Below are 24305 nucleotides of genomic sequence, written 5' to 3' on the forward strand. Positions count from 1 at the left end.
GATTAGGTTCCACCCACGAGGTTGACCCGGTGTCGTAGAGGGCACGACACCACGCGGGCGGCTCCACCCCTACCGGATGCACGCGACGCTGCCTGCCAGGGTCGTACCAGACCTCGGTTGGGGCACGTTGTGAGTCGATCTCGCGTTGTCGCCAGATCAGCCGTACCGGTGTTGGCCGCGATACTCGTCGCGGGCTCGACCGCCGGCACGGCGCTGGCCGCGGAGGATCCGCCGGCCCAGTCCGTCCCCGCGGCACGCGGACTGGACGCCGGCAAGCTGGGGTTGAAGGTGGGCAAGCGCTTGACCGCGGCCCAAGGTCAGGTCACGGCGTTCGTGGAGTTGGAGGCCAAGCCGGCCGTCGACACCTTCGCCGAGAAGACCAACCAGGGCGCGACCAAGCAGCAGGCCAAGGAAGCCGCGAAGGCCACGAAGAACGACACCGCCAAGGTGACCGACTCCGTGGTGCGGGACCTGAAGGGCAAGGACGGCGCCACCAAGGAGGTCTACCGGACCGCCAACGGCGTGCCCGGCGTGGTCGTGCGGGCCGACGCGGAGAAGGTCCGCGAACTGGCGCAGCGCGACGACGTCAAGTCGGTGCGCACGGTGGTGCCGAAGTCCCGCCAGAACTCGTCCGCCGTGCAGCTGACCAACACGCTCAAGGCGTGGGAGCGGTACGGCAAGCTCGGTGACGACGTCCGGGTCGGCATCATCGACACCGGCATCGACTACACGCACGCCGACTTCGGCGGTCCGGGCACCATCGAGGCGTTCCGCGCCATCGACGAGACCAAGGTGGACGCGTCGTACTTCCCGACCGCCAAGGTGGTCGGCGGCTACGACTTCGTGGGCAACGGCTACGACGGCGCGAGCACGGACCCGGCCGTCAACACGCCCAAGCCGGACCCGAACCCGATCGACTGCAACGGCCACGGCACGCACGTCGCCGGCACCACGGCGGGCTTCGGCGTGAACGCCGACGGCTCGACCTTCAAGGGCGACTACACCAAGCTCACCGGTCCCGCGCTCGACGCGCTGCGCATCGGACCCGGCACCGCGCCGAAGGCGCTGCTGTACGCGCTGAAGGTGTTCGGCTGCGAGGGTTCGACCAACGTCACCGGGCAGGCCCTGGACTGGGCGCTCGACCCGGACGGCGACGGCGACTTCTCCGACCACCTCGACGTGGTCAACCTGTCGCTGGGCCAGGACTACGGCTCGCCGGACGACCCCGACTCGCTGTTCGTCCGCAAGCTCAACGCCTCCAACGTGGTGACCGTGTTCTCCGCGGGCAACGGCGGCGACCTGTACGACGTCGGCGGCTCGCCGGGCAGCACCCCCGAGGCGCTGACCGTGGCCAGCACGCGGGACGCGTATGTGCTGCGCGACGCGGCCGAGGTGACCGCGCCGGCGGGTGTCGCCGGTCGCAAGGCGGGTCAGTACAGCCAGAACTACGGCTACGAGGGCAAGCAGGTCACCGCTCCCGTGGTGCCGTTGAGCGACCCGAACAACCTGGACGGCTGCCTCCCGCTGTCGGCCGCCGACAAGGCCGCCGTCGCGGGCAAGATCGCGTGGCTGGAGTGGGACGACAACGACGCCAGCCGCCGCTGCGGTTCCGGCGCGCGCGCCAACAACGTGAGCGACGCGGGCGCGGTCGGCTCGATCTTCAGCTCCACGCTGGAGAACTTCAGCGCGGGCATCGCGGGCAACGCCGTCATCCCGGTCATCCAGCTCACCGGCTCCGCGACCGCCTCGGTCCGGCCGGCGCTGGCCGCGGGCACGCTGACCGTCCGCCTCGCGGGCGACCTGCGCACCGTGCTGCCGACCACCGACCCGGCGCTGACCGACACGCCCAGCTCGTTCACCTCGCGCGGCGTGCGCGGCCCGGTCGTGAAGCCCGACGTGGCCGCGCCCGGCGACACCATCGCCTCGGCCGCCGTGGGCTCCGGCAACAAGACGTCCGTGCTCAGCGGCACGTCGATGGCCGCGCCGCACACCTCGGGCATCGCCGCCCTGGTCCGCCAGACCCACCCGGACTGGACGCCGGAAGAGGTCAAGGCCGGGATCATGAACAGCGCGTCCGCCGACGTGAAGGCCGACGGCAAGACCTACGCGCCCAACCGCGTCGGCGCCGGCCGGATCGACGGCAAGGCGGCCCTGGACAACCAGGTGCTGGCGTACGTGCAGGACGACCCGGGCGCGGTGAGCGCGTCGTTCGGCGTGGTCGAGGTGTCCAAGCCGGTGTCGCTCTCCAAGACCATCAAGGTCGTCAACAAGTCCACCAAGACGGTCGACTACACCGTGAACTACGAGCAGCTCACGTCCATCCCGGGCGTGCGCTACGAGCTGTCGCAGAGCACCGTCCGGCTGTCGCCGCGGGGCGTCGCGCGGGTCAAGGTCACGCTGAAGATCGACAAGCCGGGCGACCTGCGCAAGACGGTCGACCCGACGGTCGTCGCCAACCACCTCGACGTGCCGCGCCAGTTCCTGGCCGACGCGTCCGGGCGGGTCGTCTTCACGCCGAAGAACGGCTCGACCGTCGCGCTGCGCGTGCCGGTGTACTCGGCCCCGAAGCCGGCGGCGGACATCAGCACGCCGGACAAGGTGACCTTCCGCGGCAAGGACGCCCAGGCGGTGCTGAACCTGACCGGCCGGGGCGTCAACCAGGCCGGCTACCGGTCGCTGGTGTCGGTGCTGGAGTTGCAGCAGACCTCGCCGAAGCTGCGCGAGTGCCGCCGCAACGTGACCACCAACTGCACCCTGAACGACACCGCCAAGGGCGGTGACCTGCGGTACGTGGGCGTCACGTCCACCGCGCCGCTGGCCAAGGCGCAGGGTGAGCCGGAGAACGCGCTGCTCGCGTTCGGCATCGCGACCTGGGGCAACTGGTACAACCTGGGCAACAACACCATCCCGTTCGTCGACATCGACACCACGGGCGACGGTGTGCCGGACTACGAGGTGTACGCGAACAAGCTGACCGACACCGACCTGCTGGTGGCCGTGACGCAGGACCTGCGCACCGGCGCGACCGTCGACATCCAGCCCGTCAACGGGCAGTTCGGCGACGTGGACACCAACGTCTTCGACACCAACGTCGTGGTGCTGCCGGTCCTGCTGAGCGCGCTGGGCGTCGACGCGAACGCGGACACCTCGCGGATCTCCTACACCTCGGGTGTTTCCGGCTTCTACGTCGCGCCGGGCACGTCGAACGGGCTGATCGACTCGATCGACGAGCCCGCGTCGTTCGACCCGCTCAAGCCGGGCCTGTGGGTGCAGGGCGGCGGCGACGCCGCGCTGTCCTACCTCGCCCGGCCGGGCACCGCGCTGGTCGTCAACCGCGACGCGGCGGCGCTGGCGAAGGACGGCACGGACAGCCTGCTCGTGCTCAACCACCACAACGCCACCGGTGACAAGGCGGACGTGGTCAAGGTGAAGGCCACGAAGAACAACCGCTCGGCGGACTGACGCCCGAGCGGCCGACCGGGGGCGTGAGCCCGGCGGTCGTTCTCGGTTCACCGCTCTGGCCGGTCGGGACTGCTCCCGGCCGGCCAGAGCCGTTTACGCGCATCGGGTGACGCCCGTTCGGGGCGACTGAACCGTTCGGGTGTCCCGCAGTACGGGAGACATGACCACTGAAGTGTGTTCCGAGTGCGGCGAACGGGGCGGCGACCGGTAGCCTTTCGCAAAGGAAACTAGTCCCGCGCAATGGGACTGATACCTGGGAGGTGTGTGGATGCGGCTCGCAGTGATCCCAGGGGACGGGATCGGGCCCGAGGTCGTCGCCGAAGCCCTGAAGGTGCTCGGTGAGGTCGTTCCAGCGGCTGAGATCACCCGCTACGACCTCGGCGCGGCGCGTTGGCACGCCACAGGTGAGTTGTTGCCGGAGTCCGTGCTCGGTGAACTCCGCCAGCACGACGCGATCCTGCTGGGCGCCGTGGGCGACCCGTCGGTGCCCAGCGGCATCCTGGAACGCGGACTGCTGCTCCGTCTCCGCTTCGAACTCGACCACCACGTGAACCTGCGCCCGGCCCGGCTGTACCCCGGCGTGCGCAGCCCGATCGCCGACCCACCGGAGATCGACATGGTGGTGGTGCGCGAGGGCACCGAGGGCCTGTACGCGGGCAACGGTGGCCTCCTGCGCAAGGACACCCCGCACGAGATCGCCACCGAGGTGTCGATCAACACGTCGTTCGGCGTGGAGCGGGTCGTCCGGGACGCGTTCGCCCGAGCGGCCAACCGGCCGCGCAAGCACCTGACGCTCGTGCACAAGACCAACGTCCTCACCCACGCCGGGTCCCTGTGGTCCCGCGTGGTGGAGGAGGTGTCCTTGCAGCACCCGGACGTGACCGTGGCGTACCAGCACGTGGACGCGGCGACCATCCACCTGGTCACCGACCCGGCCCGGTACGACGTGATCGTGACCGACAACCTGTTCGGCGACATCCTCACCGACCTGGCGGCGGCGGTGACGGGCGGGATCGGACTGGCGGCCAGCGGCAACCTGGACGTGACGCGGCGCAACCCCAGCATGTTCGAGCCGGTGCACGGCAGCGCGCCGGACATCGCGGGGCAGGGCATCGCCGACCCCACGGCGGCGGTGTTGTCCGTGGCCCTCATGCTCGACCACCTGGGCGAGCACGAGGCGTCCCGGCGCATCGAGGCGTCGGTGGCGTTCGACCTGGCCACGCGTGACCACGCGTCGCCGGGTGCGACGTACGCGGTGGGTGACCGGTTGGCGGCGTTGGTCAGCTCCAACGCACGCGCCGGGGCCTGATTTTTGGCCGGAGGGCCGTCTCGACCTGCGGGTCGGGGCGGCCCTTCGCGTTGTGCGGGGGTGGGTTGGCTGGTGTGTGAGGGTGGGTTGGCTGTGTGTGCGGGTGGGTTGGCTGTGAGAGAGCGCGTGTGATCTGAGGGGAGTGGCTGGGCTTTTGGCGGGGAGAGGCCGTAGGGTCACCGGAGCCGCCCGTGGGGGAAGTCCGGTCGAATTCCGGCGCTGACCCGCAACGGTAGGCCCCCGAGAGGGGGCGAGCCCGATCACCCGCGGGCGGTGGAAGGAAGCTCCACTCCTGCCGTGGTCTGCGGGACGGATGCGCCGGTCCCCGCGGGCCGCGTGCCGCACGGCCACCTGTTCGAGAGGTGACCGGGTGACCAAGCGGCTGTGCGCCGGGCTGACCGCGCTGCTCCTGCTGTCCGTGGTGTGCGGGGTCGCGCTCGGGCCGGTGAGCGTCCCGTTCACGGACGTCGTCCGGTTCCTGAAGGCCGCGGTCGTGGGTGACGTCATCCAGGCCGCGGAGGCGGGCGCCTACCGCATCGTCTGGGACATCCGGCTGCCGCGGGTGCTGCTGGCGGCCGTCGTCGGGGCCGGGTTGAGCGTCGTCGGCGTCGCGATCCAGGCGATGGTGCGCAACGCCCTCGCCGACCCCTACGTGCTCGGGATCTCGTCCGGGGCGAGCGTCGGCGCGACCGCGGTCGCCACCATGGGCCTGTTCGCGTCCCTGGGCATCTACGCGTTGTCGACGGCGGCGTTCCTGTCGGCGTTGATCGCCATGGCGCTGGTGTACCTGGCCGCGCGGCGTGGTGGCCTGACCCCGTTGCGGCTGGTGCTGACCGGGACCGCGATGGCCTACGGGTTCTCGGCGATCGCGATGCTGCTGGTGTTCCAGGCCCCGCGGGGCGAAGCGGCGCGGGCGGCGATGTTCTGGTTGCTGGGCAGTCTCGGCGGCGTGACGTGGGCGTCGCTGCCCGCCGCGGCGGTGACGGTCGTCGCGGGCACCGTGTACCTGCGCACGCGGGCCAAGCAGCTCAACGCCATGTCGATGGGTGACGAGACGGCGACGACGCTCGGCGTGGACGTGACCCGGACGCGGAAGACGTTGTTCGTCGTGACCGCCGCGATGACGGGGGTGCTGGTCGCGGTGAGCGGCGCGGTCGGGTTCGTCGGGTTGATGCTGCCGCACCTCGTCCGGCTGGTCGTGGGCGCGGACCACCGGCGCGTGCTGACCATCGCCCCGCTGGCCGGCGCGTGCTTCCTGATCTGGGTGGACGTCGCCGCCCGACTCCTCGCCGCTCCGGAGGAACTGCCGTTGGGCGTGATCACGGCGGCGTTGGGTGTGCCGTGCTTCGTGTTCCTGATGCGGGGGCGTGGCTACGTGTTCGGAGGTAAGTGACGTGGGGGGTTCTGGTGGGAGTTCTGGTGGGGGTTCTGGCGGGGGGATGGACGTCGAAGTCGACGGGGTTGTGGTCGACGGGATTCTGCGTGGCGTTGAGTTCGCGGCGCGGAAGGGGGAGGTGCACGGCATCGTCGGTCCCAACGGGAGCGGCAAGTCGACCACGTTGAGGTGCGTGTACCGGGCGCTGACGCCGTCCGGCGGCGCGGTGCGGCTGGACGGCCGCCCGCTGGCGGCGATGTCGATCCGCGACACCGCCCGGCAGCTCGCCGCGCTCACCCAGGACAGCCAGGTGGAGTTCGACTTCACGGTGGCCGAGGTGGTCGCGATGGGCCGGCTGCCGCACCAGAGCGGGTTCGACCGCGAGACCGCCCGGGACCGGGAGGTCTGCGCGTCGGCGTTGTCCCGGGTGGACGCCGCGCACCTGGCCGACCGGAGCTTCCTCAGCCTGTCCGGCGGTGAGCGGCAGCGGGTGCTGATCGCGCGGGCGCTCGCGCAGGAGCCCAGGGTGCTGGTGCTCGACGAGCCCACCAACCACCTGGACATCAACCACCAGTTGGCGGTGCTGGCGCTGGTGCGCGGGTTGGGCGTGACGGTGCTGGCGGTGTTGCACGACCTGAACCTGGCGGCGGCGTACTGCGACCGCATCCACGTGCTGGACGCCGGGCGGGTGGTCGCGTCCGGGACGGCGGAGGAAGTGCTGACGCCCGAGGTGCTGGCGGATGTCTTCCGGGTGCGTGCGCACGTCGTGCGCCACCCGGTGAGCGGGGTGCCCCAGTTGTTGTTCGAACACCAGGAGGTTCTGCCTTGAGTGCGGTGCGTTTCGGGAAGCGGTCCGCGGTGGTGGTCGCCCTGCTGCTCGCGACGACGGCCGGGTGCGGTGCGACGGTCGCCGAGGAGGCGGGGGGAGAGGAGAAGGTGACCCTCCGGAACTGCGGTGTGGACGTCACCTACGACAAGACGCCGCGGCGGGTCGTCACCAACGACACGGGGATCGCCGAGCTGATGTTCGCCCTGGGGTTGGCGGATCGGATGGCCGGTTACGTCATCGCCGACAGCAAGGACGTCACGGACTCGCCGTGGAAGGACGACTTCGCGAAGGTGCCGAAGCTCGCCACGAAGATCAACAAAGAGGTCGTGCAGGGCGCGTCGGCGGATTTCGTGTTCGCCGGTTGGAGCTACGGGTTCTCCGAGAGCACGGGGTTCACCCCGGACGCGTTGAAGGACATCGGAGTGGCGACCTACCAGCTCACCGAGGCGTGCCGGAACGGGGTGGGCAAGCAACGCGGCATCATGCCGCCGTTGGAGGCGCTGTACACGGACTTGCGCAACCTCGGGCGGTTGTTCGGCGTGAGCGAGCGGGCGGAGGAGTTGATCAAGGGGTACCAGCGGCAGGTCGCCGACGCGGAGGGGCTGATGGCGGGCAAGCCGCGGCCCAAGGTGTTCCTGTACGACAGCGGCCTGGACCAGCCCTACACCTCCGGCCGCAACGCCGCCCCGCAGGACATCATCAGCAAGGCGGGTGGTGACAACGTGTTCGGCGACCTGGACGACAGTTGGACGACGGTGGGGTGGGAGGCTGTCGTGTCCCGCGCGCCGGAGGTCATCCTGATCAACGACTACCCGGACGGGGATGCGAGCACGTCCGACCAGAAGCGTGCGTTCTTGGAGTCGTACCCGCCGTTGCGGGAGGTGCCCGCGGTGCGGGACAAGAGGTTCTTCGTCCTGCCGTACACGGCGTTGGTCGAGAGTCCCCGCAACGCGGCGGCCATTGAGGCGTTTGCGCGGTTCCTCGCTGCGGGTGAGTGAGTGCGGGGTAAAAGCGACGCTCGCCGCTTGGCAGGCCGCCAAGGAGAAGTGTGGGGTCGTGTTCTCCCCGTATGGCCTGGTCAGAGACAACCACCCTTGGTCAGGGAGGGCAAGCGAAAAGCGTGCTTGCCCTCCCTGACCAAGCGCGGTTCGCTGGCGCGCAGGCCATACGGGGAGAACACGACGGGGTGACCCATAGCTGATCGCTGATTCCCCGCTGGCCGCTTCGGGCTTGCCCCCTTCGCCCTTACTGCGGCCCGTCCGATCCGCAGCCTGTCCGTTCCGCAGCCCGGCCCCGCTCCGCCCGCCCGTTCTGCCGCCCCGCCCGTTCCGCAGCCTGTCCGTTCCGCAGCCCGGCCCCGCTCCGCCCGCCCGTTCTGCCGCCCCGCCCGTTCCGCAGCCTGTCCGATCCGCAGCCCGGCCCCTGCTCCGCCCGGCCCGTTCTGCCGCCTGGCCCGTTCTGCCGCCTGGCCCCGCTCCGCCCGGCCCCGCCCGCCCGGCCCGTTCCGGAGCCCCGCCCGTTCTGCCGCCCGGTCCCGCTCCGGCCCGGCCGACCTCCGCCTGGGGTTGTCCCGCTCCGGAGTGCGCCCCTCGGCCGCCTCCTCGCACCCCACTACTCCTTGCCCCCGCGCCTCTCCGCGCTCCTCGTGCCCCCGTACCTCTCCGTGCCCCCATGCCCCCGGTGCGTCCCCGTGGTCCGCCCCGCCCCCGCCCCTCCGCTCTGCTCCGTCCCCGCTCGTGCCCCGCGACTCTTCGGCCGCCCTGTCGCTCACCTCCCAGCCCAGCCCATGCGCCCGATTCGTGAACCGAACTCCCGTTATCGCCCCAGTCCGGCGGTTGGCGGGCGTTTGCGTGTGCTCAGACTGTGGGAAGAGGGGTCCGCAGGTTGGTAGCGCGTCGGAGGGTGTGGCAGTATCGGGGTGTGGCTCTCCACGCTGTGATCATTATTTCCGAGCGCGCCGGGTAGGTGCTTCCCAAGCACCCGGCGCGCTGACCTCTCGCATCCTGCGGGGGGTCTTTTTGTTTTCCACGTTCTTCTAGGAGACCCTCCGTGACCACGCTCGGCGATTCCTTCCACGTCTACGACACGACCTTGCGAGACGGTGCCCAGCGCGAGGGCATCTCCTACTCGGTGACGGACAAGCTGGCCGTCGCGCGGCTGCTGGACGGGTTCGGCGTCGGGTTCATCGAGGGCGGCTGGCCGGGCGCCATGCCGAAGGACACCGAGTTCTTCGCACGGGCCGCCGCCGGGGAGTTGACCCTGAAGAACGCGCGGTTGGTGGCGTTCGGGTCCACGCGCAAGCCGGGTGTCCGCGTGCAGGACGACAAGCAGGTGCGCGCCCTGGTCGAATCGCAGGCACCGGTGGTGACGTTGGTCGCCAAGTCCGACCGGCGGCACGTGGAGTTGGCGCTGCGGACCGACGTCGCCGAGAACTTCGCCATGGTGCGCGACACCGTCAAGTTCCTCGTGGACGAGGGGCGGCGCGTTTTCCTCGACGCCGAGCACTTCTTCGACGGCTTCGCGTTCGACCCGGACACGGCGCTGCGGACGCTGGAGTCCGCTGTGGAGGGTGGCGCCGACGTCGTCGTCCTCTGCGACACCAACGGCGGCCAGCTCCCCCTGGGGCTGGCGGAGACCGTCGCCGACGTGATCGCCCGCACGGGCTTCCGCGTCGGCATCCACTGCCAGGACGACACGTCCTGCGCGGTGGCGAACACGATCGCCGCGGTGCAGGCGGGGGCGACCCACGTCCAGTGCACCGCCAACGGCTACGGCGAGCGAGCGGGCAACGCGGACCTGTTCGCCGTCGTCGGGAACCTCGTGACCAAGCTCGGCCTGGACGTGCTACCGCACGACAGCCTGGCCGAGTCGACCCGCGTCTCCCATGCCGTTGCCGAGATCGCGAACATCGCACCCGACACCCACCAGGCCTACGTCGGGGCTTCGGCCTTCGCCCACAAGGCGGGGCTGCACGCGAGCGCGATCAAGGTGGACCCGGAGCTGTACAACCACATCGACCCGGGCGCCGTCGGCAACGACATGCGGGTGTTGGTCACCGAGATGGCGGGTCGGGCCAGTCTCGAACTCAAGGGACGTGAGTTCGGGATCGACCTGGCCCGCCGGCCTGAAGCACTGACGAACGCGGTGCGGAAGGTGAAGGAGCTGGAGGCGGGCGGCTGGTCGTTCGAAGCCGCCGACGCCTCCCTGGAGCTGCTGCTCAAGAACGAGGTGTCCGAACTGGACACCCCGCCGTTCCGGCTGGAGTCCTACCGGGTGGTGCTGGACCACGCGGTGGACGGCGCGATCGTGTCCGAGGCGACGGTGAAGGTCCACGTGGCGGGGGAACGGGTCATCGCGACCGCCGAGGGCAACGGGCCGGTGCACGCGCTGGACGCGGCTCTGCGCAAGGCGTTGCTGCCGCACCTGTCCTGGTTGGACGGTGTTCACCTGAGTGATTACAAGGTGCGCATCCTGACCGACCAGCACGGCACCGACGCCGTCACCCGCGTACTGGTGGAGTCCACCGACGGCGAGCGCGAGTGGACGACGGTCGGCGTGCACGGGAACATCGTCGAAGCCAGCTGGCTCGCCCTTTGCGATGCCCTCGTGCACAAGGCGACCCGGGTCAGGCCGTGACGAGGGTGAGCTGCTCGGCGCTGAGGATCCGGTTCAGCGGGAGGAAGTAGGCGGTGCAGTGCGAGCCGCCGATGATGTGGCCCTGCGCGTTGCCGCCGCTGATGACCGGGTTCCAGCTGTCACCGGGTTGCACGCACAGGTTCGTGCGGGTCAGCCCGGTGACGACCCCGTCGGGGTACGAGACGGACTGGTTCAGCGCCTGGACGGTCCCGCAGTGCCAGCCCGAGGTCCGGGACGACGTGCAGACGCTGCTGCCGACGGTGGCCGGCGTGCTGCCGGTCACCGGTCGTCCCGCGACGGTGGGCGACTGGTACCACTTCTCCGGCTCGGCGAGTCGCACCACGGCGTACGCGTCGCGCACCGCGACGACCGGACCGACGCCGGGCAGGGTGGAGTTGGCGCGGGCGCACGTCGGCGACACCAGGAGGTGCCCGTGGGTGTTGAAGCCGTTCACGCAACGCGTCCCGGGTAGCTGGCTGCCTGCCTCCAGCTTGACGGGGGCCGCGGCGGGCGCGGCGGTGGCCGTGGGCGCGGTGATGGCCAGCAGCAGGGCGGCCAGGGTGGTGAGCAGGGTTCTCATGGTTCGACGCTAGGCACGCCGGGTGGTGTGGCAAGCCGCCGGTTAGGGTGATTGTCGTGCGCATCGCCCGTATCGCTCAGCCAGATGGCCTCGCTTTCGCCGCGATCGAAGGAGACGGTGACGACCTCACCGCGGTCGAGATCGCCGACGACCCGTTCGCGAACCCGAAGTTCACCGGCCGCCGGTGGCCGCTCGCGGACGTCCGCCTGCTGGCGCCCTTCCTGCCGCCCAAGATCGTGGGCATCGGCCGCAACTACGCCGAGCACGCCGCCGAACTCGGCCACGAGGTGCCGGACCACCCGTTGATGTTCCTCAAGCCGAACACGGCGGTCATCGGGCCCAACGCCGACATCAAGCTGCCCGCCGCGTCCGAGCGGGTGGACTTCGAAGGTGAGTTGGCGGTCGTCATCGGTGTCGGCGGCCGGGACATCCCCGCCGACCGCGCCCGGCAGTCGATCCTCGGCTACACCATCGCGAACGACGTCACCGCCCGCGACCTCCAGGAGGCCGACGGCCAGTGGACGCGCGCGAAGGGCTTCGACACCTTCTGCCCGCTCGGCCCGTGGGTGGAGACCGAGTTCGACGCCTCCGACGTCGCCATCCGGACCGAGGTCGACGGCGTCGTGCGCCAGGACTCGCGGACCTCCCTGCTGCTGCACGACATCCCGGCCCTGATCGAGCACATCTCGTCGGTGATGACCCTGCGCCCGCTCGACGTGATCCTCACCGGCACGCCGGCCGGGGTCGGGCCGCTCACGGCCGGGCAGACCGTGTCGGTGACGGTGGAGGGCCTCGGCACCCTGACCAACTCGGTGGCGAACCGGTAGCGGACGTGGGTTCGGGCGGCCCCCGCGGGGGTCGCCCGAGGTGTCCGGTGGTTCAGGTGCGCGCGATCCGGCTCGGCGCGCGGCGGGCGAAGTCGGGCGCGTGCTCCGGGCGCAGGCCGATGCCCACGACGTAGGCCGGCACGACCTGGAGCCACGGGAAGCGCTGCATGACCCGCAGCGGCCGGGGCAGGACGTCCGGGACCTCCCCCTCCTCCGCCGTCAGGGTGTTCCGCAGGAACGAGTCCTGGATGCGCCGCTGTGCCGCCTGGGTCACGACGGTCGGGAACCAGCGCCTGCGCCGCACCTTCGCCAGCACGTCCGGCGTGATCCGGCCGCGCCGGGCGGGACCGGCGATGACGCGGGCCGCCGCCACGGCGTCCTGCACGGCGAGGTTGATGCCGACGCCGCCGATGGGCGACATCGCGTGCGCCGCGTCGCCGATGCACAGCACGCCGTCGGCGTGCCAGCGCCGCAGGCGGTCCAGCTTCACGTCCAGCAGCTTCACGTCGTCCAGCGACTCGACGGTCGCCATGCGGTCCGCCAGCCACGGGATCAGCCGGCCGACCCGGTCGCGGAACGCCTGCACGCCCTGCGCGCGCAGCCTGCGGTCGGCGCCCTTCCCGATCAGGAACGCGCACTGGAAGTAGTCGCCGCGCGGGATCAGCACCATCGCGGTGCCGGCGGCGAACCGGCCGGTGCCCGCGTTCGGCTCGCCCTCGTGCCGGGGCAGGCGGAACCACCAGACGTCCATCGGCACGCCGAACGAGTGGGTCGGCAGACCGGCCTCCTGGCGCACCAGCGAGCCGCGCCCGTCGGCGGCGACGACCAGGTCCGCGGCGAGTTCCCGCGGCCCGTCCGGCGAGTCGTAGCGGACGCCGGTGACCCGACCGCGGCTCCGCAGGAGACCGGTGAACTCCGCGTTCATCCTTAACGTGAACGACTTTTCTAGTTTGGCCGCGTCGGCGAGCAGGTCCAGGAAGTCCCACTGCGGCACGAACGCGATGTGCTTGTGCGGGCCGGGCAACCGCGTCAGGTCGGCCATCGTGGCGACCCCGTCGCGGGTCAGCAGCTGCGCCTTCTCGACGATCTGGTGCGGCACCTCCGCGAACGACGGGCCGAGCCCCAGCTCGTCCAGCAGCGTCAGCGTGGACGCGTGCACCGTGTCGCCCCGGAAGTCCCGCAGGAAGTCGCCGTGCTTCTCCAGCACCGTGACGTCGACACCCGCCCGTGCCAGCAGCAACGCCAGCACCATGCCCGCCGGGCCGCCCCCGACGACGGCGATCGTGGTCCTCTCCATCGTCCCCACCTCATTTTCAACAGGGGTTGAATAACCTTAGGATGCTCCTGTCCCCGGCCCCGGTCAAGGCGGATACGCTGACCGGGTCATGAGCACACCGGCCGTCGTCACCGAGGCCCGCGTCCGCTTCTGCCCGTCACCGACCGGCACCCCGCACGTGGGCCTGCTCCGCACGGCGCTGTTCAACTGGGCGTACGCCCGGCGCACGGGCGGGCGGCTCGTGCTCCGGATCGAGGACGTCGACGCGCCCGGCGAGTCGGGCGAGCGGGTGCTGGACGCGTTGCGCCTGCTGGGCCTGGACTGGGACGAGGGCCCGGAGGTCGGCGGACCGCACGGGCCGTACCGGCAGAGCGAGCGCCGCGCGATCTACGCCGACCTGGCCCGCCGCCTCCTCGACGCGGGCGAGCTGTACGAGTCCTTCTCCACCGCCTCGGAGGTCGCGGCCCGGCGCGTGGCCGCCGGGCAGGACCCGAAGCTCGGCTACGACAACCACGACCGCGACCTCACCGACGCGCGGAAGGCCGCGTTCCGCGCGGAAGGGCGTGCGCCGGTGCTGCGCCTGCGCCTCGCGGACGAGGACATCGCGTGGCACGACCTGGTCCACGGCGCGATGGCGGTCAAGGCGGGCGCGACGCCCGACCCGGTGCTGTTCCGCGCGAACGGCGACCCGCTCCACACGTTCACCAACCCGGTCGACGACGCCCTCATGCGCGTGACGCACGTGCTGCGCGACGCGGACCACCTGCCGTCCACGCCACGCCAACTGGGACTGCACGCCGCGTTGCGCCGGATCGGCGCGGCCGATTCCACGCCGCGCTTCGGCCACCTCCCGCACGTGCTCGGCGACGGCGACCGGAAGCTGTCCAAGCGGGACCCGCGTGCCGACCTGTCCTACTACCGACGTCGCGGATTCCTCCCCGAGGGGCTGCTGAACTACCTGGCGCTGCTGGGCTGGTCCACCGCGGACGACCACGACGTCTTCACCGCGGCCGAGTTCGCGGCGATGTTCTCCCTGGCGCGGATCAGCGCGAAACCGGTCCGGTTCGACCTGAAGAAGGCCGAGGCGGTCAACGCCGCGCACCTGCGCGCGATGCCCGTGGAGGAGTTCATCGCGCGCGTGCTGCCCCGGCTGGCGGAGGACGGCGTCCTGGTGGACCCGACCGACGAGCAGTTGGCCGCGCTGCGCGAAGTGGCCCCCCTGGTGCAGGGGCGTTTGGTGGTCCTGGCCGAGGCGTCCGGGATGGTGCGGTTCCTCTTCGCGGACGAAGCGGAGTTCGCGCCGGAGGGGGAATCGGCGGCCCAGGTGCTGGGTGCGGACGCGCGTCCGGTGTTGACGGCGAGCATCACCGCGTTGGAGTCGTTGCCGGAGTGGACGGCCGCCGCGATCGGGGCCGCGCTCAAGGAGTCCCTTGTGGACGGATTGGGTCTCAAGCCGCGCAAGGCGTACGCGCCGGTGCGCGTCGCCGTGACGGGTCGCACCGTCTCGCCACCCCTGTACGAGTCCATGGAACTGGTCGGTCGGGACCGCTCGATCGGGCGATTGCGCAAGGCGCTCGGGGCAATGTGACTGGTGCGTTCGGGCGGTTCAGGGGTGCTTGACCGTGCAAGAACCGCTAGATATCACCTCTCTGGTCGAGTCGGACGGGGGGCGGTCGCACCTAGCCTCACTGGGTGACAACCGCAGCCCCGACTTTCACCCCCCGGAGAACCGGCGAGATCCGCGCGGTGAGCCTCGACGTGGACGACACCCTGGTCGACTACAGCACCTCGTCGCGCGCCGCGCTCGCCGCGATGGTCGGCAACGCCGACAACTGGTCGTTGTGGCAGCGCATCACCGACGAGCACTGCGCCCGCCTGCTCGCGGGCGAACTTGAATACGAGTCGATGCGCAACATCCGCACGCGCGCCTTCTTCGCCGCCCTCGGCGAGGAGATCGACCTGGCCGAGGCGACCCGGCGCGAGCTGCACCGCCAGGAAGTGCTCGCGTCCGGCTGGCGGCTGTTCCCCGACGTCGTGCCGTGCCTGGAGTGGCTGCGCGCCACCGGCCTGCCCCTCGCCGCCGTGAGCAACGCCTCCGGCAGGCACCAGCGCGTGAAGATCGCCGCGCTCGGCCTCGCCGAATACTTCGACACCGTCCTCATCGCGGGTGAGGTCGGCGCCGCGAAACCGGACCGCGTGATCTTCGACACCGCTTGTGCGGATCTCGGGGTGCCCGTGTGCGACACGGTGCACATCGGGGACCGCCTGCACGCCGATGCGATCGGGGCCCGCGACGCCGGCATGAAGGGCGTCTGGCTCAACCGGCAGGGACCGCGGGAGGGAGCGCTGCCCGCGGGCATCACCTCCATCAGCAGCCTGTCTGAGCTGCCCGAACTGCTCGTCTGCGAGCTGTCCGCGGCCACCGCGTGACCCCCGGGTGACCCCCGATTTCCGTTCCGCCGGGCTCTTGGTCTACTATTCCTCCCGGCGGAACGGACAGCCCCCCGAAGCCCAGGCGGACGGGAAGTTGATCGGAAAGCCAATGGGGTATGGTGTAATTGGCAGCACGACTGATTCTGGTTCAGTTAGTCTAGGTTCGAGTCCTGGTACCCCAGCTGCCGGCGGTGGAAAAGAGATGTGGTAAGCTACCGCAGGTACGAAAAACTGAATGACCGGGCTTGATCCGGTCGAAAACCTAGGGCCCCGTCGTCTAGCGGCCTAGGACGCCGCCCTCTCAAGGCGGTAGCGTGGGTTCGAATCCCATCGGGGCTACAGATTGGGGGATCCCTGTGTCGCTGCGCGACACGGGGATCTTTCGCTATTACACCGGGGGCGGAGCCCCCGGACCCCGCCTTTTTCCTCGGCTTCGCCGAGGGGTGGGTGGTCGGGGGTGCTGGGTGGGCTTGGCATCTGGAGATGGCTTGGTCCCATTGGCATCATGAGTTTGCTTGGCCCCATTGGCATCCCTTGTTGCGATCGCCACATTGGTTGCAAGGGTTGCCTTGGCCACCCCCGCCGCCGCGCCCGTGCCGCCCGCGCCCCGCTCGCGCCGCCCCGCTCGCGCCGCCCCGCTCGCGCCGCCCGCGCCTCGCCCTCGCCGCCTCGCCCTCGCCGCCTCGCCCCGCTCGCGCCGCCTCGCCCTCGCCGCTGCCCGCGCCTCGCCCTCGCCGCCGCGCCGCCGCGTCCTCGCCGCCGCGCCGCCCTCGCGCCGCAGTCGTCGCGCCGCCGTTGCCTTGGCCGTCTTGGCCGTCTTGGCCGTCGCGGCCGTCCTTGCCGCGTGGGCGCGGGGGCGGGTGGGCGCGGGGCGGGTGTGAGTGCTGGTGGCTGGCTGGCGTGTGGCCTTCTGTTCCCTGGGTGTGCGTGAGCCTCGGAGTGCGGGCACTCCGAGGCTCTGGGGGATGGGGTGTGGTTATAGGCGGGACTGAAGGGCTTCTGCCGCGGCCAGTAGGTCGGCGGCCCAGCGGGCGCCCGGGCGTCTGCCCATTCGGTCGATGGGGCCGGAGACGGAGACGGCGGCCACGACGGAGCCCGTGCTGTCGCGCACGGGGGCCGAAACGCTGGCCACGCCCGGCTCGCGTTCCGCCACGCTCTGCGCCCAGCCGCGGCGGCGGACCTCCAGGAGGGTTCGCTCGCCGTAGACCGCGTCGGCCAGCAGCGAGCGCTGGGTGCCCGGGTCGGCCCACGCCGCCAGCACCTTCGCGCCCGAACCCGCCGTCATCGGCAGCCTCGCTCCAACCGGGACGGTGTCGCGCAGCCCGCTCGGCGGCTCCGCGGACGACACGCAGATCCGCTGCATTCCATCCCGGCGGTACAACTGGACGCTCTCGCCCGTGATGTCGCGCAACCTCGGCAGCACCGAGGAAGCCGCGTCCAGCAGCGGGTCGGTCGCCCCGCCCGCCAATTCCGCCAACGCCGCGCCCGGACGCCACCGGCCGTCCGAACCGCGCCGCAGCAGCCGGTGGACTTCGAGCCCCACGGCCAACCGGTGCGCGGTCGCCCGGGGCAAGCCCGTCCGGTTGCACAACTCGGCGAGCCCACACGGATCCTTCGCCACGGCGGTCAAGACAGCCACTGCCTTGTCGAGCACGCCGATCCCGCTATGCTGTCCCACAAGTCGATACTAACTTCCCACTGTCTGGGAAGTCCAGATCTATCGGCCGTCCAGATCCTGGGAGAAGCGATGAGCCGCACGCTCGCGGAGAAGGTGTGGGAAGCACACGTGGTGCGCCACGGCAGTGGTGCGGAGCCCGATCTGCTCTACATCGACCTCCACCTGCTGCACGAAGTGACCAGCCCACAGGCGTTCGACGGGTTGCGCCTGGCGGGCCGCCGCATCCGCCGCCCCGACCTCACCATCGCCACCGAGGACCACAACGTCCCCACGGTCGACATCGAACTGCCGATCGCCGACCCGGTGTCGCGGACGCAGGTCGAGACGCTGCGGAAGAACTGCGCCGAGTTCGGCGTCCGGCTGCACCCGATGGGCGACGCCGAGCAGGGCATCGTCCACGTGGTCGGGCCGCAGCTCGGCCTGACCCAGCCGGGCATGACGGTCGTCTGCGGTGACAGCCACACGTCCACGCACGGCGCGTTCGGCGCGCTGGCGTTCGGCATCGGCACGTCCGAGGTCGAGCACGTGATGGCCACGCAGACGTTGCCGCTGAGGCCGTTCAAGACCATGGCCGTCACCGTCGAGGGCGCCCTCAAGCCCGGTGTCACGGCGAAGGACGTCATCCTCGCGGTCATCGCGAAGATCGGCACCGGTGGCGGTCAGGGGTACGTGCTGGAGTACCGGGGGAGCGCGATCGAGGCGCTGTCCATGGAAGCCCGCATGACCATCTGCAACATGTCGATCGAAGCCGGCGCGCGTGCCGGGATGATCGCGCCGGACCGCACCACGTTCGACTACCTCAAGGGGCGTCCGCACGCCCCGACCGGCGCGGACTGGGACGCCGCCGTCGCGTACTGGGAGTCCCTGCGCACCGACGAGGGCGCGGAGTTCGACGCCGAGGTCGTCCTCGACGCGGACGAGCTGACGCCGTTCGTCACGTGGGGCACCAACCCCGGCCAGGGCCTGCCGCTGGGCGACCGCGTGCCCGACCCGGAGACCATCGTCGACGAGAACGAGCGGGTCGCCGCGGAGAAGGCGCTGGCGTACATGGGGCTGGCGCCCGGCACGCCGCTGCGCGACATCCACGTCGACACCGTCTTCCTCGGGTCGTGCACGAACGGCCGCATCGAGGACCTGCGTGCGGCGGCGGACGTCCTGCGCGGTCAGCGGGTCGCCGACGGCGTCCGGATGCTGGTGGTGCCCGGCTCCATGCGGGTCCGGGCGCAGGCCGAGGCCGAGGGCCTGCACGAGGTGTTCCTGGCCGCCGGCGCCGAATGGCGGCAGGCGGGGTGCTCGATGTGCCTGGGCATGAACCCCGATCAGCTCAAGCCCGGTGAGCGCAGCGCGTCCACCTCCAACCGCAACTTCGAGGGCAGGCAGGGCAAGGGTGGCCGCACCCACCTGGTTTCGCCACTCGTGGCCGCCGCGACCGCCGTGCGCGGCACCCTGTCGTCCCCCGCCGACCTGGTTTCGAGGAGCTAGCCCGCATGGAAGCGTTCACCACCCACACCGGGGTCGGCGTGCCGCTGCGCCGGTCCAACGTGGACACCGACCAGATCATCCCCGCCGTCTACCTCAAGCGCGTCACCCGCTCGGGGTTCGAGGACGGCCTGTTCGCCGCCTGGCGCGGCGACGAGGGCTTCGTCCTCAACCAGGAGCCGTTCCGGGCGGGCAGCGTGCTGGTCGCCGGGCCCGACTTCGGCACCGGTTCGTCCCGCGAGCACGCCGTGTGGGCGTTGATGGACTACGGCTTCCGGGTGGTCATCTCCTCCCGGTTCGCCGACATCTTCCGGGGCAACGCCGGCAAGCAGGGCCTCGTGGCCGCCCAGTGCGAGCAGTCCGATGTCGAATTGCTCTGGAAGGTCCTGGAGAACGACCCCGGCACCCCGGTGACCGTCGACCTGACGAAGAACACCGTTGTGGCGAAGGACTTCACCGCCCCCTTCACCATCGACGAGTACACCCGCTGGCGGCTGCTGGAGGGTTTGGACGACATCGCCCTGACCCTGCGGCACGCCGATGACATCACCACGTTCGAGCGGAACCGGGCCGGTTGGTTGCCCACCACCGAACCGGTGCCCGTGCGGTAGCCGGACGGGGCCGGATTCTCCGCCTGCCAGCGGGAATCCGGTCCCGGACCGGCCGTCCGGGGCCCATCCGGCGTCCCTCGACAGGTCGTAATTGCCCACGCCACAACGAAAAATCTGGCGTGGCGATTGGTATTTCCTTGCATATGGGCTTACCGTGGGCAATCAGTCGGCCCGACTAGGGCCGTGAGCGTCCTGGGAGGGACTGAAGGTGAACAAGGCCCAGCTCATCGAGGCGCTCGCCGAGCGCCTTGGCGACAAGAAGAACGCCGCCGCCGCCGTTGACGGCATCGTCGACGTCATCGTCCGCAGCGTCCACAAGGGCGAGAAGGTCAACATCACCGGCTTCGGTGTCTTCGAGAAGCGTGCCCGCGCGGCCCGCACCGCTCGCAACCCGCGCACCGGTGAGACCGTGAAGGTCAAGAAGACCAACGTCCCCGCGTTCCGCGCCGGGACGATGTTCAAGGACGTCATCAGCGGTACGAAGAAGCTGCCGAAGGTGGCCGCCGCCAAGCCCGCGGCCAAGACGGCCGCCGCTGCGAAGTCCGCCGCCTCCACCAAGGCTCCGGCGACCCGCAGCACCACCGCGCGCACCACCACGACGCGCGCGACGCGCAGCACCACCGCGCGCACGGCCGCGGCCGCGACCAAGGCGCCGGCCACCCGCCGGACCACCGCGGCCACGAAGCCGGCCGCCGCCAAGGCCCCGGCCGCGGCGAAGGCGACCACGGCCAAGGCGGCCACGACCAAGGCCGCCGCCCCGAAGGCCGCGGCGGCGAAGAAGCCCGCCGCCGCCAAGGCGACGACGGCGAAGGCCACCACGACCGCGGCGAAGACCACCGCGGCCAAGAAGCCGGCCACCCGGAAGGCCGCGCCGAAGAAGTGAGGCCGAGGCGGAAGTGACGCCACGCCGGGCTTCGGCCCGGCACGGCAAGCGGTGCCCACGCGCTCAGGGCCCGGTGCGGACGCGTACCGGGCCCTAAGCGTGTCCGCACCAAGGAGCCCCAAGAGTGTCCGCACGGTGGAGCTGTGCCGGCAACCGCACGGTGGAGCTGTGCCGGCAACCGCATGGCGGAGCCGTGCCGACAACGGAGTCGTGCCCGGGGTGTCGGACATCGGGTCTGCCCGCGGACCGGCATTCGGGTCCGTGCTCCGCGGTCTCATCGGGCATTCGGGGGCGCCGGGCCATTCGGGTTGCCGGAGCATTCGGCCGACCGGCCATTCGGGTGCCGGGGCATTCGGGCCCGCTCGGCGGTAACCCATCAGCCGCCGATGGGAACACACCGTTGTGGCGGCGGGAGTGCCCGCACACCAAATCGGAACCGAGACGTTCCCCGGTCGTGCCCGCGGCGTTCCGACCGGTCGCGCCGGGACATTCCCGCCACGCACCCGCGCCGCGCGGGCGCGTTCCGCGCGGCGTGGTGGAGTCGGGCTGGGTGGCCTGTGGGCGGCGCCGGGGGCACGTGCCGGACAAGGAGAGCGGGTGGGTCGCACGGGAGCGCCTGCGGGTCGCTGAGGCCGCATTCCGGAGCGTGCCCGCGGGCGCACTCGTTCGGCCCAGCGCGTACCGCGAACGAACCCGGTGGGCGGTCGGCGTCGACTACGGACGGGGCGCGGGCAGGGGGCTCGGGAGGTAGTGCGCGCCGACCAGGCGGGGCCACCCGGACGAGTCGTCCGAAGTGGACCACCCCGGCTCCGGCCGGCGGAACGCGAGCAGCCACAGGCTGCCCTTCTTGCACGGCACGTCGCCCACCGCCAGGCCGGACAACGACGCCAGCGCCGACACCAGGTCCGGTATGACGCCGCCCTGGCTGGACACCACCGGCACGCCCACGCCGTCCGCCACCTCCAGCAACCGCACCAGGCCCGCCTCGCGGTCCGGCCAGTAGCCCTCCTCGGACAGCCGGGGTTCCAGCAGCACGCCGACGCCGAGGTCGTCCGCCACCCCCTGCACGGTCTCCACGCACCGCACCCGCGGCGCGGAGTGCACGCGGGACGGCGACCACAGCGGCAGCAGGGCGCGCAGGCCCTCCGCCTGCCGCCAGCCGGCCGAACTCAGCGGGCGCAGGTCGTCGTCGCCCGGCCAGTGGTCCCGCTTGCCCGCCTTGGCGTGCCGCACCAGCAGCACGGTCGCCAGGTCCGCGGGCTGCGCGGCGAACTCCGCCAGCACCGCGCGGTCGGTGTCCCGGGTGACCAGTCGCGCCGCCTCCGCCACCGGCAGCCAGCGCAGCTCGTCCACCTCGTCGTTCGGCTCGAACGCGCCGTCGACCGCCCGCGCGCTGAAGAAGTCCACCACCTTCGGCTTGCCGAACGCGGAGTAGGACACGGTCTTCAGGTGCCTGCCGAGGACACCGCGGTAACCGGTCTCCTCCCACACCTCCCGCACGGCCGCCGCGGGCGTCGTCTCGCCCGCGTCGAGCTTCCCCTTGGGCAGCGACCAGTCGTCGTACCGCGGCCGGTGCACGACGGCCACGAGGCCGTCCCGCCACAGGACCGCGCCCGCCGCGCGGATCACGCGAGTGCGCGGTGCGCGCGCAGCAGCTCGGTCTGGTGGTCGCGCACCCGCGTGCCGTCCGAGGGGAACGCCTCCCACTCGCCGTCCGGTCGCAGCACCCAGCACCGGGTGGTCGGCTCCAGCGCCGAGTCCATCACGTCGTCCAGCTGCGCGGTGAGCTTCGGGTCCGTCACGCGCAGCATCACCTCGACCCGGCGGTCCAGGTTGCGGTGCATCATGTCGGCGCTGCCGATCCAGTGCTCGCCGCACCCGACGAAGTGCACCACCCGCGAGTGCTCCAGGAACCGGCCCAGGATCGACCGCACGTGGATGTTCTCCGACAGGCCCTTGATGCCCGGCTTGAGCGCGCACACCCCGCGCACCACCACCTCCACCGGCACACCCGCCTGGGACGCGCGGTAGAGGGAATCGATGATCTGCTCGTCCACCAGCGAGTTCACCTTGAGCCGCACGCCCGCGCGCTCACCCGCGCGCGCCAGCTCCACCTCCCGCTCGATGCGCTCCACGATGCCGCGCCGCACGCCGTAGGGCGCGACCAGCAGGCTGCGGTAGTGGTCCTGGCGCGCGTAACCGGTGAGGACGTTGAACAGGTCGGTCAGGTCCGCGCCGATCGTCGGCTCCGCCGTGAACAGACCGATGTCCTCGTACAGGCGCGCCGTCTTCGGGTTGTAGTTGCCGGTGCCGATGTGGCAGTAGCGCTGGATGCGCGAACCCTCCTGGCGCACCACCAACGACGTCTTGCAGTGCGTCTTCAACCCCATGAGGCCGTAGACGACGTGCACGCCCTCCTTCTCCAGCGCCCGCGCCCACTTGATGTTCGCCTGCTCGTCGAACCGGGCCTTGATCTCCACCAGCGCGACGACCTGCTTGCCCGCCGCGGCGGCGTCGATGAGCGCGTCCACGATCGGGGAGTCACCCGATGTGCGGTAGAGCGTCTGCTTGATCGCGAGCACCTGCGGGTCGGCGGCTGCCTGCTCGATGAACCGCTGCACGGACGTGGAGAACGAGTCGTACGGGTGATGCACCAGCACGTCACCCTCGCGCAGGGTGGCGAAGATGCTCTTCGGGGTCTCGCGCTCGCCGAACGCGGGCGGCGTCGCGGGCACGAACGGCGCGTCCTTGAGCTGCTTGCGGTCCACGCCGTACAGCTGCCACAGGCACGACAGGTCCAGCAGGCCGGGCACCTGGACGACGTCGTGCGGGTCGACCTCCAGCTCCCGCAGCAGCCGCTCCAGCATGTGCTCGGTCATGTCGTCGGCGATCTCCAGCCGGACCGGCGGGCCGAACCGCCGCCGCATGAGTTCCCGCTCCAGCGACTTCAGCAGGTCCTCGTCGCGGTCCTCGTCGACCTCCAGGTCCGCGTTGCGGGTGACCCGGAAGGCGTGGTGCTCGATGATGTCCATGCCCGCGAACAGCTCGCCCAGGTGCGCGGAGATCAGCTCCTCCAGCGGCAGGAACGTCGCGGTCGGACTGGTCCGGTCGTGCTCGACGCGGACCAGGCGCGGCACGTTGTCCGGCACCTTGATGCGCGCGAACCGCTCCGCGCCGCCCTCGGGGTCCCGCACCGTCACGGCCAGGTTCAGCGACAGGCCGGAGATGTAGGGGAACGGGTGTGCGGCGTCCACGGCGAGCGGCGTCAGCACCGGGAACACCTGGTCGGTGAAGTAGTTGGCCAGCCGCAGCTTCTCGAAGTCGGTGAGCTGCGTCCACGACACGATGCTGATGGCGTGCTTCTCCAGCTCCGGCCGCACGTGGTCGAGGAACGCGCGGGCGTGCTGCTCGACCAGCTCCTGCGTGCGCTTGGAGATGGCGGCGAGCTGTTCGCGCGGCGTGAGGCCGTCCGCGCTGCGCACCGACAGGCCCGTCTCGTCGCGGCGCTTCAGGCCCGCCACGCGCACCATGTAGAACTCGTCCAGGTTCGACGCGAAGATCGCCAGGAACTTCGCCCGCTCCAGCAGCGGTTGCGAGGAGTCCTCGGCGAGCGCGAGCACGCGGGCGTTGAAGTCCAGCCACGACAGCTCGCGGTTGAAGTACCGGTCGTCCGGCAGGTCCGCCTGCTGCTCGGTGGAGGCGGTGGCGGCCGGCGGTGAACTCGGGAACGACCGCTGCGTCGACTCGGCCGGCGGCGCCGCGGCCGCGGGGGTGGCGCGGCGGGCGGCGGGACGGGGACGACGGCGTGGCGTGCTCGCGGAGGTCTGGGTCCGCGGCGTCCTCGTGCGTCGCTTCGGCGCGGGCTGGTCGGGGTTGTTGTCCGTGCTCACGATGCGCATTGTCCCTCACATTGGAGGGCGCCGCGCT

17 protein-coding genes and 2 tRNA genes are annotated in these 24305 nt (G+C 71.2%); 14 read left to right on the top strand and 5 right to left on the bottom strand.

Going from position 1 to position 24305, the window contains the following annotated elements; all coding sequences use genetic code 11:
* Positions 1-129: 129 nt before the first annotated feature.
* The 6 genes from KZQ38_RS05455 to cimA all read left to right on the top strand — a co-directional run bounded on the left by KZQ38_RS05455 (position 130) and on the right by cimA (position 10611).
* Positions 130-3462: a S8 family serine peptidase gene (locus KZQ38_RS05455; RefSeq protein WP_219438971.1), complete on the top strand. Its 3333-nt coding sequence runs from the start codon at positions 130-132 to the stop codon at positions 3460-3462.
* Positions 3463-3730: 268 nt separating this feature from the next.
* The gene (locus KZQ38_RS05460) at positions 3731-4771 is read left to right on the top strand and encodes a 3-isopropylmalate dehydrogenase (protein ID WP_219438973.1); all 1041 of its coding nucleotides are present in this window, start codon (positions 3731-3733) and stop codon (positions 4769-4771) included.
* Between the two features lie 370 nt (positions 4772-5141).
* Positions 5142-6164, top strand: a complete 1023-nt coding sequence (locus KZQ38_RS05465) for a FecCD family ABC transporter permease (RefSeq protein WP_308258252.1) — start codon at positions 5142-5144, stop codon at positions 6162-6164.
* Positions 6165-6210: 46 nt separating this feature from the next.
* The gene (locus KZQ38_RS05470; RefSeq protein WP_219438977.1) at positions 6211-6975 is read left to right on the top strand and encodes a heme ABC transporter ATP-binding protein; all 765 of its coding nucleotides are present in this window, start codon (positions 6211-6213) and stop codon (positions 6973-6975) included.
* 5 nt (positions 6976-6980) lie between these two features.
* Positions 6981-7973 (top strand): ABC transporter substrate-binding protein, encoded by a 993-nt coding sequence (locus KZQ38_RS05475; RefSeq protein ID WP_219439425.1) that lies wholly within the window; start codon positions 6981-6983, stop codon positions 7971-7973.
* Positions 7974-9024: 1051 nt separating this feature from the next.
* Positions 9025-10611 carry a citramalate synthase gene (gene cimA, locus KZQ38_RS05480; RefSeq protein WP_219438979.1) on the top strand — a complete coding sequence of 529 codons (1587 nt, stop codon included), beginning with the start codon at positions 9025-9027 and terminating at the stop codon, positions 10609-10611.
* Here cimA and KZQ38_RS05485 read toward each other — a convergent pair.
* A complete protein-coding gene (locus KZQ38_RS05485) occupies positions 10601-11191 on the bottom strand; it encodes a S1 family peptidase (protein WP_219438981.1) in 591 nt (196 codons plus the stop codon). The two genes, cimA and KZQ38_RS05485, sit on opposite strands and share 11 nt — an antisense overlap.
* A gap of 56 nt (positions 11192-11247) precedes the next feature.
* Between KZQ38_RS05485 and KZQ38_RS05490 the strand changes: the two genes are divergently transcribed.
* Entirely contained in the window at positions 11248-12018 is a 771-nt protein-coding gene (locus KZQ38_RS05490; protein ID WP_219438983.1) for a fumarylacetoacetate hydrolase family protein, read from the top strand.
* Positions 12019-12070: 52 nt separating this feature from the next.
* On the opposite strand, the gene KZQ38_RS05495 is transcribed toward KZQ38_RS05490, so the two are convergent.
* Positions 12071-13315 carry an FAD-dependent oxidoreductase gene (locus KZQ38_RS05495; RefSeq protein ID WP_219438985.1) on the bottom strand — a complete coding sequence of 415 codons (1245 nt, stop codon included), beginning with the start codon at positions 13313-13315 and terminating at the stop codon, positions 12071-12073.
* 88 nt (positions 13316-13403) lie between these two features.
* Here KZQ38_RS05495 and gltX point away from each other — a divergent pair, with 88 nt between their 5' ends.
* From gltX to KZQ38_RS05515, 4 genes are all read left to right on the top strand, one after another.
* Entirely contained in the window at positions 13404-14882 is a 1479-nt protein-coding gene (gene gltX, locus KZQ38_RS05500) for a glutamate--tRNA ligase (RefSeq protein ID WP_219438987.1), read from the top strand.
* A 104-nt stretch (positions 14883-14986) separates the two neighbouring features.
* Positions 14987-15724: an HAD family hydrolase gene (locus KZQ38_RS05505; RefSeq protein WP_308258253.1), complete on the top strand. Its 738-nt coding sequence runs from the start codon at positions 14987-14989 to the stop codon at positions 15722-15724.
* 113 nt (positions 15725-15837) lie between these two features.
* A tRNA-Gln gene (locus KZQ38_RS05510) sits at positions 15838-15909 on the top strand.
* A gap of 84 nt (positions 15910-15993) precedes the next feature.
* Positions 15994-16066 (top strand) — tRNA-Glu (locus KZQ38_RS05515).
* A gap of 637 nt (positions 16067-16703) precedes the next feature.
* Here KZQ38_RS05515 and KZQ38_RS05520 read toward each other — a convergent pair.
* A complete protein-coding gene (locus tag KZQ38_RS05520) occupies positions 16704-17405 on the bottom strand; it encodes an IclR family transcriptional regulator (protein ID WP_219438988.1) in 702 nt (233 codons plus the stop codon).
* A gap of 69 nt (positions 17406-17474) precedes the next feature.
* Here KZQ38_RS05520 and leuC point away from each other — a divergent pair, with 69 nt between their 5' ends.
* From leuC to KZQ38_RS05535, 3 genes are all read left to right on the top strand, one after another.
* The gene (gene leuC, locus KZQ38_RS05525) at positions 17475-18887 is read left to right on the top strand and encodes a 3-isopropylmalate dehydratase large subunit (RefSeq protein ID WP_219438990.1); all 1413 of its coding nucleotides are present in this window, start codon (positions 17475-17477) and stop codon (positions 18885-18887) included.
* Between the two features lie 5 nt (positions 18888-18892).
* Positions 18893-19495, top strand: coding sequence for a 3-isopropylmalate dehydratase small subunit (gene leuD / locus KZQ38_RS05530; RefSeq protein WP_219438991.1), 603 nt, complete (start codon positions 18893-18895; stop codon positions 19493-19495).
* 208 nt (positions 19496-19703) lie between these two features.
* Positions 19704-20378, top strand: coding sequence for an HU family DNA-binding protein (locus KZQ38_RS05535; RefSeq protein ID WP_219438993.1), 675 nt, complete (start codon positions 19704-19706; stop codon positions 20376-20378).
* A 714-nt stretch (positions 20379-21092) separates the two neighbouring features.
* Here the strand turns inward: KZQ38_RS05535 and KZQ38_RS05540 are convergent.
* Both KZQ38_RS05540 and KZQ38_RS05545 read right to left on the bottom strand, forming a co-directional pair.
* Entirely contained in the window at positions 21093-22004 is a 912-nt protein-coding gene (locus KZQ38_RS05540) for an NUDIX hydrolase (protein ID WP_308258266.1), read from the bottom strand.
* Positions 22004-24268: an RNA degradosome polyphosphate kinase gene (locus KZQ38_RS05545; RefSeq protein WP_372452206.1), complete on the bottom strand. Its 2265-nt coding sequence runs from the start codon at positions 24266-24268 to the stop codon at positions 22004-22006. The genes KZQ38_RS05540 and KZQ38_RS05545 overlap by 1 nt, the downstream gene beginning before the upstream one ends.
* Between the last annotated feature and the right edge of the window lie 37 nt (positions 24269-24305).

Origin of the sequence: Saccharothrix obliqua, from assembly GCF_019375475.1 — a bacterium.
In the GTDB taxonomy this organism is placed as follows: domain Bacteria; phylum Actinomycetota; class Actinomycetes; order Mycobacteriales; family Pseudonocardiaceae; genus Actinosynnema; species Actinosynnema obliqua.